This window comes from Yersinia sp. 2542 StPb PI, assembly GCF_048593855.1.
Lineage (GTDB): Bacteria > Pseudomonadota > Gammaproteobacteria > Enterobacterales > Enterobacteriaceae > Yersinia > Yersinia enterocolitica_E.
Map to the genome: position 1 here is coordinate 22,099 of NZ_JAZGQA010000002.1, position 15,051 is coordinate 37,149.

Consider the following 15,051-nt stretch of genomic DNA (forward strand, 5'->3'; position numbering starts at 1 on the left):
TGGGGGAAAGAGTCACACCCTCCCCCATAAAAACACCATTAACCTGCAGCTTTCACCGCATCTGCGATCCGGTTTGCCATTTCAGCAATCAATGATTCTTCAGCATCACCTTCAACCATCACGCGGATTAATGGTTCGGTACCTGATTTACGCAACAGAACGCGGCCACGCTCGCCCAATTCTTTTTCAACCTGGTGGTTAACTTCTTTAACTTTCTCTGATTCCAGTGGGTCATGATCGCCGGAGAAACGCACATTGACCAAAATTTGTGGCATCAATTTCATGCCACTGCACAGGTCATGTAGGCTCATATGGTTACGCACCATCGCCGTCAGCACTTGCAGACCAGCAACAATGCCGTCACCGGTGGTAGTTTTATCCAACAAAATCACGTGGCCTGAGTTTTCAGCACCAATACGCCAGCCTTTCTCTTGCATGGCTTCCAGCACGTAGCGGTCGCCCACTTTGGCACGAACAAAAGGAATGCCGAGCTGTTTCAGTGCAAGCTCTAGGCCCATATTACTCATTAGCGTACCAACCGCACCGCCTTTCAGTTGGCCCTGACGCAAGCCTTCGCGCGCGATGATATACAAAATCTGGTCGCCATCAACCTTGTTGCCTAGATGATCAACCATCATCAAGCGGTCACCATCACCGTCAAATGCCAGGCCAACATGTGCCTCTTCAGCCAGCACACGCGCTTGCAGCAAGCGAACATCCGTGGCACCACATTCTTCATTGATATTCATGCCATCAGGTTCACAGCCGATGGTGATAACATTTGCCCCGAGTTCACGTAATACACTTGGGGCGATGTGATAGGTGGCACCATTGGCGCAATCGACCACAATTTTTAACTCTTTCAGGCTAAGTTCGCTCGGGAATGTGCCTTTACAGAACTCAATGTAGCGCCCGGCCGCATCCACGATACGGTTAGCTTTACCCAATTCGGCAGATTCAACGCAGGTTAATGGTTTTTCCATTTCTGCTTCTATGGCCTCCTCCACATCATCAGGCAGTTTGGTGCCATCAATTGAGAAGAATTTAATGCCATTATCTTCGAAAGGGTTATGGGACGCTGAAATAACAATACCGGCTTCAGCGCGGAAAGTTCGGGTCAGATAAGCAACAGCAGGGGTCGGCATCGGGCCGGTAAATGATGCCGATAGCCCAGCGGCAGCCAAGCCGGCTTCCAGCGCCGATTCCAGCATGTAGCCGGAAATACGCGTATCTTTACCGATGATAATTTTACGAGAACCATGTCGAGCCAGAACTTTACCGGCAGCCCAGCCGAGCTTTAATACAAAATCAGGCGTAATCGGACTCTCACCCACTTTGCCGCGAATGCCATCTGTACCAAAGTATTTACGGTTACTCATAATTTTTGTTTATCCCTTCGCTGAAAGTGTTGCCTCGACGATACGCATCGCCTCGACAGTTTCTTTGACATCATGCACTCGGACAATCTGTGCGCCTTGCATAGCGGCAATGACAGCACAAGCGACACTCCCGATGACCCGCTGTTGTGGCGGAACATGTAATAACTGACCCACCATCGATTTTCGCGACATTCCCACTAACAATGGCAACCCAAAATGGTGCAGTTCAGCCAGTCGCGCCAATAACTGATAATTATGCGCCAAATCTTTACCGAAACCGAAGCCTGGGTCGAGTAACAATTTACTTTTTGCGATACCGGCCGCAACACAGCGAGCGATATGGTATTCAAAGAACTGGTTTACATCAGCCAGTAAATCATCGTAATGCGGTGACTGCTGCATACTTTGCGGTTGCCCCTGCATATGCATCAGGCACACCGGCAGACCGGTTTTTGCCGCAGCGTCAAGCGCACCTGGCTCTTGTAATGAGCGGATATCATTAATCAGATGGGCGCCAGCTTGAGCAGATTCAGTGATAACCGCCGCTTTAGAGGTATCTACAGATAACCAAATATCAAAGCGCTTGGCTAATGCCTCGACAACTGGCACTACCCGATCAAGCTCCTCCTGCTCACTCACTTGTGCAGCACCAGGACGGGTGGACTCGCCACCAATATCAATCAGCGTAGCACCTGCTGATAACATCAATTGGGCATGCTGTAATGCTTTATCAATATTATTGTGATGTCCACCATCCGAAAACGAATCCGGGGTGACATTCAAGATACCCATAACTTGTGGGAGAGAGAGATCCAGAACACGATCTCTGGCAGTTAACTGCATGTAATTACGCCTCAAAAGTGGCAATTCACTTTAATTTTATACCCAAAGTCATTGCGTTGCAGCAAGGCAAACCGAACAAGCCCCGATGAACAGACCAAAGTTCAGTGATTCAAGTGGGAACCGCAGCAACGCCAAGTAAGCAGGATATGACAGAAAAAGAAAAACCCCGGGCAAGCCCGAGGTTTATATTAATCACAACGCTTTTAGATGCCAACAGTTGACTTACTTATCGCCCAACTGTTCTGACATGGTATTTGAATTGCCTGGCGTTGGTACATTTGGCTCATCAACCGGCGTTGGTGCCTTTGGTGTGCTGTCATTGTCAGATGATTTATTCTTGGTCGCATCATCCCAACCCGCTGGCGGGCGAACTTCTTTGCGATTCATCAAATCATCAATCTGCGGTGCATCAATCGTTTCATACTTCATCAAAGCATCTTTCATGGTATGCAGAACATCCATATTTTCCATCAGCAAAGTACGTGCACGCTGATAGTTACGCTCGACAAGTAATTTAACTTCCTGATCGATAATACGCGCGGTTTCATCAGACATATGCTTGGCTTTTGCCACAGAACGGCCAAGGAATACCTCGCCTTCTTCTTCAGCATACAGCAACGGCCCCAGTTTTTCGGAGAAGCCCCACTGCGTCACCATGTTACGCGCGATAGACGTGGCAACTTTGATATCATTCGATGCACCGGTAGAGACTTTTTCCGGCCCGTAAATTATCTCTTCAGCAAGACGACCACCGTATAAGGTAGAGATCTGGCTTTCCAGTTTCTGACGGCTAGCGCTGATAGCATCACCTTCCGGCAGGAAGAATGTTACACCCAACGCACGACCACGTGGAATAATGGTCACTTTATGTACTGGGTCATGTTCAGGTACCAGACGACCGATGATCGCATGGCCTGCTTCATGATAAGCCGTTGATTCTTTTTGTGCTTCTGTCATTACCATGGAGCGACGTTCCGCACCCATCATAATTTTATCTTTCGCTTTCTCAAACTCAGCCATCGAAACAACACGCTTGTTACCACGAGCAGCAAACAACGCGGCTTCGTTGACCAGGTTAGCCAGGTCAGCACCAGAGAAGCCTGGTGTACCACGTGCGATAACTGAAGCATCGATATCGGTATCTAATGGCACGCGGCGCATATGAACTTTCAGAATCTGTTCACGACCACGGACATCAGGTAAGCCAACCACAACCTGACGGTCAAAACGACCTGGACGCAGTAACGCCGGGTCAAGAACGTCTGGACGGTTAGTTGCTGCGATGACGATGATGCCTTCATTGCCTTCAAAGCCATCCATTTCAACCAGCATTTGGTTCAGTGTCTGTTCACGTTCATCATGACCACCACCCAAACCAGCGCCACGTTGACGGCCTACCGCATCGATTTCATCGATAAAGATGATACAAGGTGCGGCTTTTTTAGCCTGCTCAAACATGTCACGGACACGGGATGCACCCACACCAACGAACATTTCTACGAAGTCAGAACCAGAAATAGTGAAGAATGGCACTTTAGCTTCACCTGCAATGGCTTTCGCCAGCAAGGTTTTACCTGTCCCTGGAGGACCAACCATCAATACGCCTTTCGGAATCTTACCGCCCAGTTTCTGGAAGCGGCTTGGCTCACGCAGATAGTCAACCAATTCACTGACTTCTTCTTTTGCTTCGTCGCAACCGGCCACATCAGCAAAAGAGGTTTTTATTTGATCTTCTGTCAGCATGCGGGCTTTGCTCTTGCCAAAGGACATCGCCCCTTTGCCGCCGCCACCTTGCATTTGACGCATAAAGAAGATCCAGACCCCAATCAACAACAACATTGGGAACCAGGAAATAAAGATAGAGGCCAGCAAGCTCGGCTCTTCCGGTGGCTCACCAACAACTTTCACATTTTTAGTCAATAAGGTATCTAACAGCTTTGGATCGTTGACCGGAATGAAAGTCGTATATTTGCTGTTATCTTTCTTACTGACGTTAATTTCACGCCCATTAATACGCGCTTCACGAACCTGTTCTTGGGTTACGTCGGACATGAAAGTAGAGTAATCCACTTTACGGCCATTCGATTCGCTGGGTCCAAAGCTCTGGAATACAGACATCAGTACGACTGCAATAACTAACCAGAGAATTAGGTTTTTCGCCATGTCACTCAAGGGATTAACCTCATATTACAACTGTGTTAACAAACAGCGTTAGGGTACTACAGTTTCCGCCCTGTCGCTACAATGTACACTTCACGCGATCGCGCACGAGAAGCGTCTGGCTTACGAATCTTAACTTTCGTAAACAGGGAGCGAATTTCCCGTAGGTATTCATCAAAGCCATCTCCCTGAAACACCTTCACCAGGAAACTTCCGCCTGGCGCAAGTACATCACGACACATATCTAAAGCTAATTCAACCAGATACATTGATTTAGGTATATCGACTGCCGGAGTACCACTCATATTCGGGGCCATATCACACATGACCACCTGAACTTTTTTATCCCCAACACGCTCAAGTAAAGCTTTCAGGACGAGTTCATCACGAAAATCGCCCTGAAGGAAATCGACACCAACGATAGGATCCATTGGTAGAAGATCACATGCGATGACCCGCCCTTTACCGCCTATTTGGGTTACTGCATATTGGGACCAACCGCCGGGTGCAGCGCCTAAATCGACTACTGTCATACCGGGTTTAAAAAGTTTATCGTTCTGTTGTATTTCATCAAGTTTAAACCAGGCGCGGGAGCGTAGCCCCTTTTTCTGTGCCTGAATTACATATTTATCGCTAAAGTGTTCTTGTAACCAGCGACTAGAGCTAGCCGAACGCTTTTTATTAGACATCTCTTTTTCCAACTATCTTAATTAAGAGCCCGCGCATCTGTTGCTTAGCTCGCGTAAACTCCCCATCGACGTAGACCGATTTGGTGATACACATGAGATGGCGGTAGAATGAACCGTTTTCAATCCCAACTTAAGCAAAAAAGACGATGAATCTGAATAACAAACAAAAACAGCACCTGAAAAGCCTGGCCCATCCATTAAAGCCAGTAGTCATGCTGGGCAATAACGGGTTAACCGAAGGGGTGCTGGCTGAAATCGAACAAACGCTGGAACATCATGAACTTATTAAGGTGAAGATCACTGCTGAAGAGCGTGAAACCAAAGCCCTAATTGCTGATGCCATCGTGCGTGAGACCGGTGCCGTTAACGTCCAAATCATCGGTAATATTTTAGTGCTCTATCGCCCAGCGAAAGAGCGGAAAATTATTTTACCGCGTTAATGACGCTTGTTTTAGAGAAAAGGTGCCATGCACTTTGTTCTGATAAAAGGCCGCAAGCGGCCTTTTACTTTTCTTTACAACTTCATTTTTGAGAAATAACGCGTAATAGCTGCTCAGATGGACAAGTATTACACATAATCCACGCTAAGAATTTCATATTCTACTTCGCCGCCTGGAGTTCGAATAACAACGACGTCATCGACTTCCTTACCAATCAGGCCACGAGCGATAGGTGAGTTAACCGAAATAAGATTTTGTTTAAAATCCGCTTCATCATCACCCACAATCCGGTATTGCTGCTCTTCTTCGCTATCCACATTTAATACACGAACCGTGGCACCAAAAATAACGCGGCCATTATTAGGCATTCTGGTGATATCAATCACCTGCGCATTAGAGAGTTTTGCTTCTATTTCTTGAATCCGGCCTTCACAGAACCCTTGTTGCTCGCGGGCTGCATGATATTCCGCATTTTCTTTCAAGTCACCGTGTTCGCGGGCAGTGGCGATATCAGCAATAATTTTAGGGCGACGAACGCCTTTTAAAAAATCCAGCTCTTCACGCAGTTTCTCTGCGCCATTTACCGTCATCGGAATCTGTTTCATCTTTTAAATACCTCTAAATCTATCCTGTTCAAAAAACCGTCATCCTAACGTTTTCGAATGAAAATGCGGCTAGTTTGATAGCCTACCCGCCTCCAGGCGATAAACAAAAAAAATCACCCCGGAGCCAAAACCCCAAGTCAGGATCAATTCTGCATTTTGATATGCATTTTAACGTAGAGTTCCTTTAGGGTCATCGTTTACTTTCGCCCTCGTTGCACCGTAGTATGGCAACACGTTATTCAGCAGTTATACCGAAATTATGCATTTTTCACGAATTGTCAGTGGATTGGCCTGTGCTATTGCGATCAATATCAGCATATCTAACGCCAATGCGGCTCAGGTCGAAAATTACACACAGTATCTGCCTGATGGGGCAAATCTTGCGTTAGTAGTACAAAAAATCGGGGCTACGACCCCAGCAATAGACTATCACGCTCAGCAGATGGCCTTACCCGCCAGTACGCAAAAAGTCCTGACCGCATTGGCCGCTTTGCTACAGCTTGGACCTGATTTTCGCTTCAATACCACACTAGAAAGTCACGGTCCGATCACCGAAGGTGTGTTGCGCGGCAATTTAGTTGCACGTTTTGATGGTGACCCCACTTTAACACGCCAGCAGTTGCGTAATATGGTGGCTACGCTAAGAAAAGCCGGTGTAAAACAAGTTGCAGGTGATTTGATCATTGATACGTCGGTTTTTGCCAGCCACGACAAAGCACCCGGTTGGCCGTGGAACGATATGACACAATGTTTTAGTGCCCCACCTGCGGCGGCCATTGTCGATCGTAACTGTTTTTCAGTCTCACTATACAGCGCACCTAATCCGGGTGACATGGCATTTATCCGAGTTGCATCCTATTATCCGGTGCAAATGTTCAGTGAAGTACGTACTTTAGCTAAAGGTTCACCAGATGCGCAATATTGCGAGTTAGATGTCGTTCCAGGCGAATTAAACCGATTCACGCTTACCGGATGCCTGACACAACGCAGTGAACCGCTGCCTCTGGCCTTTGCAGTACAAAATGGTGCCAGCTATGCCGGTGCCATCTTGAAAGATGAACTGAAAAAAGCGGATATTCAGATTAACGGCAGCCTACGCCGGCAGACGACCCCCAATGCCGCTGGCACCGTGCTAGCGCAAGCGCAGTCAGCACCGTTACATGACTTACTGAAAATCATGTTGAAAAAGTCTGACAACATGATTGCCGATACCGTATTCAGGACCATTGGTCATCAGCGATTTGGTGTACCGGGCACATGGCGCGCCGGTGCCGATGCGGTGCGTCAGGTTCTGCGCCAGAAGGCCGGTGTGGATCTGGGGAACAGTATTGTCGTGGATGGATCGGGTTTGTCACGTCATAATCTCATTTCACCGGCAACCATGATGCAAGCTTTGCAATATATAGCTCAACATGATCAAGAACTTAATTTTATCTCAATGCTGCCATTATCGGGCTATGACGGTACATTACGTTATCGTGGTGGCCTGCATGAAGCGGGTGTTGATGGCAAAGTTTCGGCCAAAACCGGTGCACTACAAGGCGTATACAATCTGGCCGGATTTATTACTACCGCCAGTGGGCAACGCATGGCATTTGTCCAATTCTTGTCGGGTTACGCCGTACCACCTGAAGATCAAAAAAATCGTCGGGCACCTTTGGTTCGCTTCGAAAGCCGCCTGTATAAAGACATCTATCAGAATAATTAAAAATTATGAAACTACTGATTGTTGAAGATGATGAACTGCTGCAACGCGGGATAGCTATGGCCCTGACCAATCAGGGCTATGCCTGTGACTGTGCCGGTACCGCAGCCGAAGCGCACAGTTTATTACACACCAGTCAGTACAGCATGGTAATCCTCGATCTCGGCCTGCCGGATCAAGATGGTGCCGTGTTGTTGCGTCAATGGCGGCGCCAGCATGTCACCTTACCGGTACTTATCCTCACCGCCCGTGATGCACTGGAAGATCGGGTTGACGGGCTGGATGCCGGTGCTGACGATTACCTTATCAAACCTTTCGCGTTAGCCGAGTTACTGGCACGCGTTCGCGCATTGATTCGTCGTTATCAGGGGCAAAGTGACAATTTGGTGCAACAAGATGACCTGAGCCTTAACTTATCAACACAGCAAGTCTGTTTGCAGGATCAGCCGCTGGAAGTCACGCCCAAGGAGTTTGCGATCCTCTCGCGCTTAATTATGCGGGCCGGTCAAACCGTTAACCGTGAGTTATTACAGCAGGATCTGTATACCTGGAATGATGATCTCGGCTCCAATACGCTAGAAGTGCATATCCATAATCTTCGCCGCAAATTAGGCAAAGATCGTATTCGTACCGTAAGGGGTATTGGCTATCGTCTGGAGGCACAATCATGATCAGTATGCGACGCCGTCTGATTTTAATGCTGGCGTTAATATTATTGGTTACCCAGTTGATCAGTGCCTTTTGGTTATGGCATGAAAGTCAGGAGCAAATCAGCTTCCTGGTTGATGAAACCCTTAGCGCACAAGCGCGTAATGAGCGGGTTGATACGGAAATAGCGGAAGCCATTGCATCACTGCTTGCGCCGTCGCTCATCATGATGGCCATCACCCTTTTGCTCTCTTTCTGGGCGATCAGTTGGATTATTCGTCCACTGGATCAATTGCAAAAAAAGCTGGCTGAACGTTCAGCCGATAATCTCACCCCAGTGATTGTTAAGAGCGATATGCAAGAAATCGTCTCTGTAACATCGACACTTAACCAGTTGTTATTCCGGCTCTCTAATACTATTGCGCAAGAACGCCTGTTCACTGCCGATGCCGCACATGAGTTACGCACACCTCTGGCCGGGATTCGTCTGCACCTTGAGTTGATGGAACAACAAGGGATCACTGAAAGTAACTCATTGATTAGTCGCATCGACTTATTGATGCATACTATTGAACAGTTACTGACACTCTCCAGAGCAGGCCAAAATTTTGCTAGTGGCCTATATCAATCTCTTGATTGGACTGAAAATGTGGTGCAGCCACTGCAAGATGAATTACAGGAAATGTGTGATCTTCGGCAACAAACTATCCAGTGGGAATTTCCGCCTTATGCCAAGACAGAAGGTGACGCCACGCTACTGCGCCTGATGTTGCGAAATCTGGTTGAAAATGCCCATCGTTATAGCCCGGTTGGTAGCCAGATTTCAGTCAAACTCGTTACTGAAAACTTGGGTGCCATTCTGCAAGTGATGGATGAAGGGCCGGGAATAAAACCAGAACAGGCGGGTGAACTGACTCAAGCGTTTCGTCGTATGGATCAACGCTATGGCGGCAGTGGGTTAGGGCTAAATATCGTGATCCGTATTGTTCAACTGCACCAAGGCAGGTTAACACTGGAGAACCGCCCAGACCGTTCAGGACTGCAGGCGCAATGCTGGATACCTGCCGTCACCCATGGCACGGCATTACCTTCATTTAGCTAGTGTCGCCCATTAGGTGTTCAAATAAAAGGGCCGCCACAGGTGAAGTGGCAGCCCTCATTTATACTCATAACAACGTTATGACTCACAACAACCGGAAATTTAACGTTCGTAGATAAACTCTACGCCGTCATCATCTTCCTCATCCCAATCGTCATCATCTTCTTCTACCGCTGCCGCTTCCACTTCAGCCAGTTGTTCACGGTGATAATCATCCCACATGAATTCAACTTTTTCTGGCGCACTTTCTGCAATGGCCATAGCTTTAGGTTGGGTGTTAAGGAATTTCATGACATCCCAGCACAGCGCGTTTACATTGTCGCGATTTGCTGCGGAAATCATGTAGTACTTATCTTCCCATCCCAGCGCTTCTACAATGGCCTTAGCGCGGACCTCAGCTTCTTCTGTACCTATCAGGTCAATCTTATTGAAAACAAGCCAGCGTGGCTTCTCTGCAAGATTTTCGCTGTATTGCTGTAACTCATTAACGATGACTTTGGCATTCTCAATCGGATCTGATTCATCGATCGGAGCCAGATCAACCAAGTGCAACAGTACACGACAACGTTCCAGATGCTTCAGGAAGCGAATACCCAGACCAGCACCGTCTGATGCGCCTTCGATCAAACCGGGGATATCGGCAACCACAAAGCTCTGCTCATGATCCATTCGTACCACACCCAGACTTGGGATCAATGTCGTAAATGGATAATCAGCTACTTTTGGTTTAGCCGCAGAAACCGCACGAATAAAGGTGGATTTACCCGCGTTTGGCAAACCTAACATCCCCACATCAGCCAGCAGCAACAACTCAAGCATCAATTCACGTGTTTCGCCTTCAGTACCCATGGTTTTCTGGCGTGGCGCACGGTTTACCGATGATTTGAATCGAGTGTTCCCTAACCCATGGAACCCCCCTTTCGCGACCATCAGAACCTGACCATGGCGGGTCATATCACCCACAATCTCACCCGTACCCTGATCCAGTACGCGGGTACCAACCGGGACTTTAATGGTGATATCTTTACCACGTTTGCCGGTACAGTCACGGCTCTGGCCATTCTGCCCACGTTCAGCACGGAAAGACTTCACAAAACGGTAATCAATCAGCGTGTTAAGGTTTTCATCGGCCAGCAGGTAAATATCGCCGCCATCACCACCATCACCACCGTCAGGACCACCATTAGGGATATATTTTTCGCGGCGGAAGCTGACACAACCGTTACCACCGTCACCGGCTACAACCAAAATCGTAGCTTCATCAACAAACTTCATTTACTTTCTCCGTAAATCATTCACCGGGCCGCTGCTTTTGCGGAGCAACCAGGTTTATTTCTGTCCGACGTGGCCACCAACGATGTCCAATTGCGGAAAACATTGCGCCGGCCACTACCACGAATGCGCCTGCGTATCCCACAAGATTGAGGGACGGAGCAGCAAACATTTCTGGCCAGGCCAGCGCCAATAGAATTGAAAAAAACAAGGTAAACAACGGCGTCAATGTGACAAGTGCGCTTACCTGAGCTGCCTGCCAGCGCGCCATGGCCTCAGCCAAAGCACCGTAACCCACCAGGGTATTAACCCCACAAAATAGTAAACAGGCAAACTGCCACCCATTTAACTGAAAAATAACGGCTGGTTTCGCCATTGGGAATAATGCAATTGCACATAAAGTGTACAACAATAATAGGATTTGTTGCGATGCCATACGCCTTAATAGCACCTTCTGGGCGACACCATAGCTGACCCAAACAACCGCTGCACAGACACCCAATGCCACGCCAAGCGTATAATCAGTCAAACGGGTAAAGATTTCATGCAGACTGGTATTAAAAAATAACAACAAGCCGCAAATCAGCATACCCGCACCAATAACCTGGGTAATGCGCATCCGCTCTTTTAAAATCAACACACTGGCAACCATCATACCGACTGGTGATAATTGCCCGATAACCTGGGATGCCGTCGGACTTAGATATTGTAATGATGAACTGAAGAAGATGAAATTCCCCAGCAGGCCACACGTCGCAACTATCAGTAATACCAGCCAGCGACGTTGGCGAAAAAGTGTAAGCGAGGGTAGCTGACGACGCGAAGCCAGAATAATCCCCAAGCCGATAGCCGCCATCGTGAAGCGATACCAAACAATGGTAAAAGGCTCCATCACCTCAAGCACTTGCTTCATTGCGATCGGCAAGGCACCCCAGAATACGGCGGTGGTTAGTGCCAAAAAAATACCTAAACCAGCCTGCTGCTTCGTATCCATTTTTTACCGAAGGGGGTTAACCCTGAAATGTAAAAAGCCCCGCAACGAAATTGCAGGGCTTACATCTATTTACAGGACGCGAAAAACTTATACAGCTTCGATGCTGATAAATTTACGGTTTTTCGGGCCTTTAACTTCGAACTTGACTTTACCGTCAGCCAAAGCAAACAGAGTATGGTCTTTACCGCAACCTACGTTGGTGCCTGCATGGAACTTAGTTCCACGTTGACGAACGATGATGCTGCCTGCCAGAACTGCTTCGCCGCCAAAACGTTTTACGCCAAGACGTTTACTTTCGGAGTCACGACCGTTACGAGTCGAGCCACCAGCCTTTTTATGTGCCATTTATCCGCTCTCCTAAATCTTAAGCGCTGATACCGGTGATTTTAACATCAGTGAACCACTGACGATGACCTTGCTGCTTACGGTAATGCTTACGACGACGGAATTTAACAATCTTAATCTTCTCGCCACGACCGTGAGCAATTACTTCAGCCTTGATCTTGCCACCATCGACTAAAGGAGCGCCGATATTGATTTCTTCACCGTTAGCAATCATCAGAACTTGGTCAAACTCAACAGTTTCACCAGTTGCGATGTCCAGCTTTTCCAGGCGAATGGTTTGACCTTCGCTTACTCGGTGTTGTTTACCACCACTTTGGAAAACCGCGTACATATAAAACTCCGCTTTCCGTGCACTCCACTTTTGTAGTCCAGAGCGCACTATAAATATTCACAATAGGGCGCGAATTCTACGCAAAAATGTAGTGAATGACAAGTATATAATCAGCCCAAGCGAAGAAAAAAAGCACAGTTTCTTACATCATGTTTATTTGATGGATTTTTCAAGTACAATCATAGTCTCAGGGAACGTCATGTAATAATGTGGGCGGTAATCTCATCGCAGTTAAAGAGAAAAACAGCTGAATATAACAATGAACCTAGAAAAGATTATCGAGTTAACCGCGCCGGATATGGCGGCAGTAAACACAACAATTCTCGACCAGTTGAACTCTGATGTTGTTCTCATCAATCAATTGGGCCATTACATTATCAGTGGTGGCGGGAAACGAATTCGCCCTATGATCGCCGTTTTGGTGGCCCGTGCGTTGCACTACCAAGGCAGTAAGCATATCACTGTCGCGGCATTGATTGAATTTATCCACACAGCGACCTTGCTGCATGATGATGTGGTCGATGAATCTGATATGCGCCGTGGTAAAGCGACGGCTAATGCGGCATTTGGTAATGCCGCCAGTGTATTGGTGGGCGACTATATCTATACGCGCTCATTCCAGATGATGACCGGCCTCGAATCACTGCGCGTTCTTACTTTGATGTCAGAAGCCACAAACGTTATTGCTGAAGGTGAAGTCTTACAGTTAATGAACTGTAATAACCCAGACATCACTGAAGAAAACTATATGCAGGTTATTTACAGCAAAACGGCTCGCTTGTTTGAGGCAGCCTCACAGTCTGCGGCCGTGCTGGCGGATGCCACTGAAACGCAGGAGTTGGCGTTACAGAATTATGGCCGTTATCTGGGTACTGCATTCCAGCTCATTGATGACCTGCTCGATTACAGCTCTGATGGCACCACTTTGGGTAAGAATACCGGTGACGACCTCAATGAAGGTAAACCTACATTGCCCCTACTGCATGCCATGCGTAATGGCACAGTGGAACAAGCAGCCATGATTCGGCAAGCAATTGAACAAGGCAATGGCCGCCATTTACTCGAACCCGTATTGGCTGCAATGCAGCAGTGTGGCTCACTTGACTATACCCGTCGGCGTGCAGAGGAAGAGGCTGACAAAGCTATTGCTGCGTTACAGATTCTCCCTGAAAGTGAATACCGTCTGGCTCTTGAGGGTTTAGCGCACATTGCCGTACAACGCGATTTTTGAGAAACCATTAAGAAACCCGCGCTTTGCCGCCCGGGTTTATCTTTTTTGCTATTAATCCAAACGTTTCATCAGTGTTCCTACCCCTTCCCGCAGCAAAAATGCAATAGCTCGCGAGCGCTCAGCATCAGTGAGTTGATTGTAAGCTTCAATCCATATAGCCAATGGGTCATTGCGCTGCACAACATATTCCGCGGGGGTTTCTTTCAAGCGTAAAACACTCAGTACATCAGATGGTAGCCCCTCGATAGCGTATTCTACCGCCTTTCCCTGCACCCCAAGTTTACGTCTTCGTTCCCAACCTTCCTTTCTGGCTCGACCATTAACCCCTGCAGGCGTTTTAGGCAACCCGCCAATACCAATAAGCTCAGCAGCGGTAATCCATTGTTTTTTCATATCCATTCTCTATCAATGAGCTGCTGTAGCAAGTTCCTGGCACAAAGTGCACATCTGGCGGGCTTAATCGATTCTCAATTGCTCGATCAGGCTTTTAGCTCCTTCACGAAAAATAAAGGTAATAACCTGCTCCCGTTCAGCCTCCGTAAAACGATAGTAAGCCTCTATCCATAGGGCTAATGGGTCTTGCCGTACTGGCGTATACTGTGCCGGCTCTTCTCTTAAATGTAATGAATTCAGTATGGTGGAAGGTAAACTTTCAACATGATACTCCACCGCCTTCCCTTGAACGCCACGACGACGGCGCTGTTCCCACCCCTCACGTTTCGCCATGAGGTTAATGCCTTGTGGTGATGAGGGTAATCCCTCAAGACCTGCCAGTTCCTTAGCGGCAAACCACTCTTTTTTCATGGTGTTGCTTCCTAATATGCGTTGCGACACAAAAAAGGAATATTTAGAAAACATTTAAAATCTTTTAGAAAATAAATGGTATGATCTTTCTAAATGGTCACTTTCTGTTCACAGTACGATTAACAATGTACTGTTATTTATATCACTAACACGTCAGCTGCTTAGAAAAAAAAAGGATTAAAGATGATTTTAAGGAAATCTGATTGGCACCCAGCAGACATCATTGCCGCACTACGTAAAAAAGGCACAACTTTAGCCGCCCTCTCTCGTGAGGCAGGGTTAAGTTCCTCCACTCTTGCCAATGCGTTAACTCGCCCTTGGCCAAAAGGGGAATGGTTGATTGCCGAATGTTTAGAGATTCATCCTTCCGAAATTTGGCCAACACGCTATTTTGATCCGAAAACAGGGGTTCTTCTTGACCGAAAAGTGAGGATACGGCCGGCTATTCTTCGGGCATAAAAAAACCGCCGATGCATAGCTTCGGCGGTTGATAATATTATCTCAGG

At 47.6% G+C, this 15,051-nt stretch carries 17 protein-coding genes; 6 read left to right on the forward strand and 11 right to left on the reverse strand.

Annotated elements, in window-relative coordinates:
- Positions 1-38 precede the first annotated feature (38 nt).
- The 4 genes from glmM to rlmE all read right to left on the reverse strand — a co-directional run bounded on the left by glmM (position 39) and on the right by rlmE (position 5,071).
- Positions 39-1,379 (reverse strand): phosphoglucosamine mutase, encoded by a 1,341-nt coding sequence (glmM, locus tag V1952_RS00680; protein WP_420070902.1) that lies wholly within the window; start codon positions 1,377-1,379, stop codon positions 39-41.
- Positions 1,380-1,388: 9 nt separating this feature from the next.
- Positions 1,389-2,222 carry a dihydropteroate synthase gene (gene folP, locus V1952_RS00685; protein WP_372557844.1) on the reverse strand — a complete coding sequence of 278 codons (834 nt, stop codon included), beginning with the start codon at positions 2,220-2,222 and terminating at the stop codon, positions 1,389-1,391.
- 222 nt (positions 2,223-2,444) lie between these two features.
- A complete protein-coding gene (ftsH, locus tag V1952_RS00690; RefSeq protein ID WP_083160903.1) occupies positions 2,445-4,385 on the reverse strand; it encodes an ATP-dependent zinc metalloprotease FtsH in 1,941 nt (646 codons plus the stop codon).
- A gap of 56 nt (positions 4,386-4,441) precedes the next feature.
- Complete coding sequence (rlmE, locus tag V1952_RS00695; RefSeq protein WP_083160905.1) at positions 4,442-5,071, reverse strand: 23S rRNA (uridine(2552)-2'-O)-methyltransferase RlmE; 630 nt, start codon at positions 5,069-5,071, stop codon at positions 4,442-4,444.
- Positions 5,072-5,217: 146 nt separating this feature from the next.
- On the opposite strand from rlmE, the gene yhbY reads away from it, so the two are divergent.
- Positions 5,218-5,511: a ribosome assembly RNA-binding protein YhbY gene (yhbY, locus tag V1952_RS00700; protein ID WP_004389225.1), complete on the forward strand. Its 294-nt coding sequence runs from the start codon at positions 5,218-5,220 to the stop codon at positions 5,509-5,511.
- Between the two features lie 128 nt (positions 5,512-5,639).
- On the opposite strand, the gene greA is transcribed toward yhbY, so the two are convergent.
- A complete protein-coding gene (gene greA / locus V1952_RS00705; RefSeq protein WP_005186441.1) occupies positions 5,640-6,116 on the reverse strand; it encodes a transcription elongation factor GreA in 477 nt (158 codons plus the stop codon).
- 259 nt (positions 6,117-6,375) lie between these two features.
- Between greA and dacB the strand changes: the two genes are divergently transcribed.
- From dacB to pmrB, 3 genes are read left to right on the forward strand one after another with little or no spacing between them, the layout of a single operon-like run.
- Positions 6,376-7,824 carry a serine-type D-Ala-D-Ala carboxypeptidase gene (dacB, locus tag V1952_RS00710; RefSeq protein WP_420074203.1) on the forward strand — a complete coding sequence of 483 codons (1,449 nt, stop codon included), beginning with the start codon at positions 6,376-6,378 and terminating at the stop codon, positions 7,822-7,824.
- A 5-nt stretch (positions 7,825-7,829) separates the two neighbouring features.
- The gene (pmrA, locus tag V1952_RS00715; RefSeq protein ID WP_005186436.1) at positions 7,830-8,492 is read left to right on the forward strand and encodes a two-component system response regulator PmrA; all 663 of its coding nucleotides are present in this window, start codon (positions 7,830-7,832) and stop codon (positions 8,490-8,492) included.
- Positions 8,489-9,571 (forward strand): two-component system sensor histidine kinase PmrB, encoded by a 1,083-nt coding sequence (gene pmrB / locus V1952_RS00720; RefSeq protein WP_420074204.1) that lies wholly within the window; start codon positions 8,489-8,491, stop codon positions 9,569-9,571. Before pmrA ends, pmrB begins: the two co-directional genes overlap by 4 nt.
- 99 nt (positions 9,572-9,670) lie before the next feature.
- Here pmrB and cgtA read toward each other — a convergent pair whose 3' ends face one another.
- The 4 genes from cgtA to rplU all read right to left on the reverse strand — a co-directional run bounded on the left by cgtA (position 9,671) and on the right by rplU (position 12,510).
- Positions 9,671-10,843: an Obg family GTPase CgtA gene (cgtA, locus tag V1952_RS00725; protein ID WP_083160913.1), complete on the reverse strand. Its 1,173-nt coding sequence runs from the start codon at positions 10,841-10,843 to the stop codon at positions 9,671-9,673.
- Positions 10,844-10,859: 16 nt separating this feature from the next.
- Positions 10,860-11,834: a DMT family transporter gene (locus V1952_RS00730; protein ID WP_372557841.1), complete on the reverse strand. Its 975-nt coding sequence runs from the start codon at positions 11,832-11,834 to the stop codon at positions 10,860-10,862.
- 87 nt (positions 11,835-11,921) lie between these two features.
- Complete coding sequence (gene rpmA / locus V1952_RS00735; protein WP_083160917.1) at positions 11,922-12,179, reverse strand: 50S ribosomal protein L27; 258 nt, start codon at positions 12,177-12,179, stop codon at positions 11,922-11,924.
- A gap of 19 nt (positions 12,180-12,198) precedes the next feature.
- Positions 12,199-12,510, reverse strand: a complete 312-nt coding sequence (gene rplU, locus V1952_RS00740; RefSeq protein ID WP_005186422.1) for a 50S ribosomal protein L21 — start codon at positions 12,508-12,510, stop codon at positions 12,199-12,201.
- Positions 12,511-12,769: 259 nt separating this feature from the next.
- On the opposite strand from rplU, the gene ispB reads away from it, so the two are divergent.
- On the forward strand, positions 12,770-13,741 hold the full coding sequence (gene ispB, locus V1952_RS00745) for an octaprenyl diphosphate synthase (protein WP_372557840.1): 972 nt from the start codon (positions 12,770-12,772) through the stop codon (positions 13,739-13,741).
- Positions 13,742-13,792: 51 nt separating this feature from the next.
- Here the strand turns inward: ispB and V1952_RS00750 are convergent, their stop codons facing one another.
- Both V1952_RS00750 and V1952_RS00755 read right to left on the reverse strand, forming a co-directional pair.
- Positions 13,793-14,134 (reverse strand): DNA-binding protein, encoded by a 342-nt coding sequence (locus V1952_RS00750; protein WP_372557839.1) that lies wholly within the window; start codon positions 14,132-14,134, stop codon positions 13,793-13,795.
- Between the two features lie 63 nt (positions 14,135-14,197).
- Positions 14,198-14,545: a DNA-binding protein gene (locus V1952_RS00755; protein WP_372559808.1), complete on the reverse strand. Its 348-nt coding sequence runs from the start codon at positions 14,543-14,545 to the stop codon at positions 14,198-14,200.
- 183 nt (positions 14,546-14,728) lie between these two features.
- Here V1952_RS00755 and V1952_RS00760 point away from each other — a divergent pair, with 183 nt between their 5' ends.
- Positions 14,729-15,004: a helix-turn-helix domain-containing protein gene (locus V1952_RS00760; protein ID WP_083160925.1), complete on the forward strand. Its 276-nt coding sequence runs from the start codon at positions 14,729-14,731 to the stop codon at positions 15,002-15,004.
- Positions 15,005-15,051 lie beyond the last annotated feature (47 nt).

Bases quoted from the DNA above. Each gene is read 5' to 3' on its own strand.
- glmM (WP_420070902.1), bottom strand. From the start codon at position 1,379: ATGAGTAACCGTAAATACTTTGGTACAGATGGCATTCGCGGCAAAGTG.
- folP (WP_372557844.1), bottom strand. From the start codon at position 2,222: ATGCAGTTAACTGCCAGAGATCGTGTTCTGGATCTCTCTCTCCCACAA.
- ftsH (WP_083160903.1), bottom strand. From the start codon at position 4,385: ATGGCGAAAAACCTAATTCTCTGGTTAGTTATTGCAGTCGTACTGATG.
- rlmE (WP_083160905.1), bottom strand. From the start codon at position 5,071: ATGTCTAATAAAAAGCGTTCGGCTAGCTCTAGTCGCTGGTTACAAGAA.
- yhbY (WP_004389225.1), top strand. From the start codon at position 5,218: ATGAATCTGAATAACAAACAAAAACAGCACCTGAAAAGCCTGGCCCAT.
- greA (WP_005186441.1), bottom strand. From the start codon at position 6,116: ATGAAACAGATTCCGATGACGGTAAATGGCGCAGAGAAACTGCGTGAA.
- dacB (WP_420074203.1), top strand. From the start codon at position 6,376: ATGCATTTTTCACGAATTGTCAGTGGATTGGCCTGTGCTATTGCGATC.
- pmrA (WP_005186436.1), top strand. From the start codon at position 7,830: ATGAAACTACTGATTGTTGAAGATGATGAACTGCTGCAACGCGGGATA.
- pmrB (WP_420074204.1), top strand. From the start codon at position 8,489: ATGATCAGTATGCGACGCCGTCTGATTTTAATGCTGGCGTTAATATTA.
- cgtA (WP_083160913.1), bottom strand. From the start codon at position 10,843: ATGAAGTTTGTTGATGAAGCTACGATTTTGGTTGTAGCCGGTGACGGT.
- V1952_RS00730 (WP_372557841.1), bottom strand. From the start codon at position 11,834: ATGGATACGAAGCAGCAGGCTGGTTTAGGTATTTTTTTGGCACTAACC.
- rpmA (WP_083160917.1), bottom strand. From the start codon at position 12,179: ATGGCACATAAAAAGGCTGGTGGCTCGACTCGTAACGGTCGTGACTCC.
- rplU (WP_005186422.1), bottom strand. From the start codon at position 12,510: ATGTACGCGGTTTTCCAAAGTGGTGGTAAACAACACCGAGTAAGCGAA.
- ispB (WP_372557840.1), top strand. From the start codon at position 12,770: ATGAACCTAGAAAAGATTATCGAGTTAACCGCGCCGGATATGGCGGCA.
- V1952_RS00750 (WP_372557839.1), bottom strand. From the start codon at position 14,134: ATGAAAAAACAATGGATTACCGCTGCTGAGCTTATTGGTATTGGCGGG.
- V1952_RS00755 (WP_372559808.1), bottom strand. From the start codon at position 14,545: ATGAAAAAAGAGTGGTTTGCCGCTAAGGAACTGGCAGGTCTTGAGGGA.
- V1952_RS00760 (WP_083160925.1), top strand. From the start codon at position 14,729: ATGATTTTAAGGAAATCTGATTGGCACCCAGCAGACATCATTGCCGCA.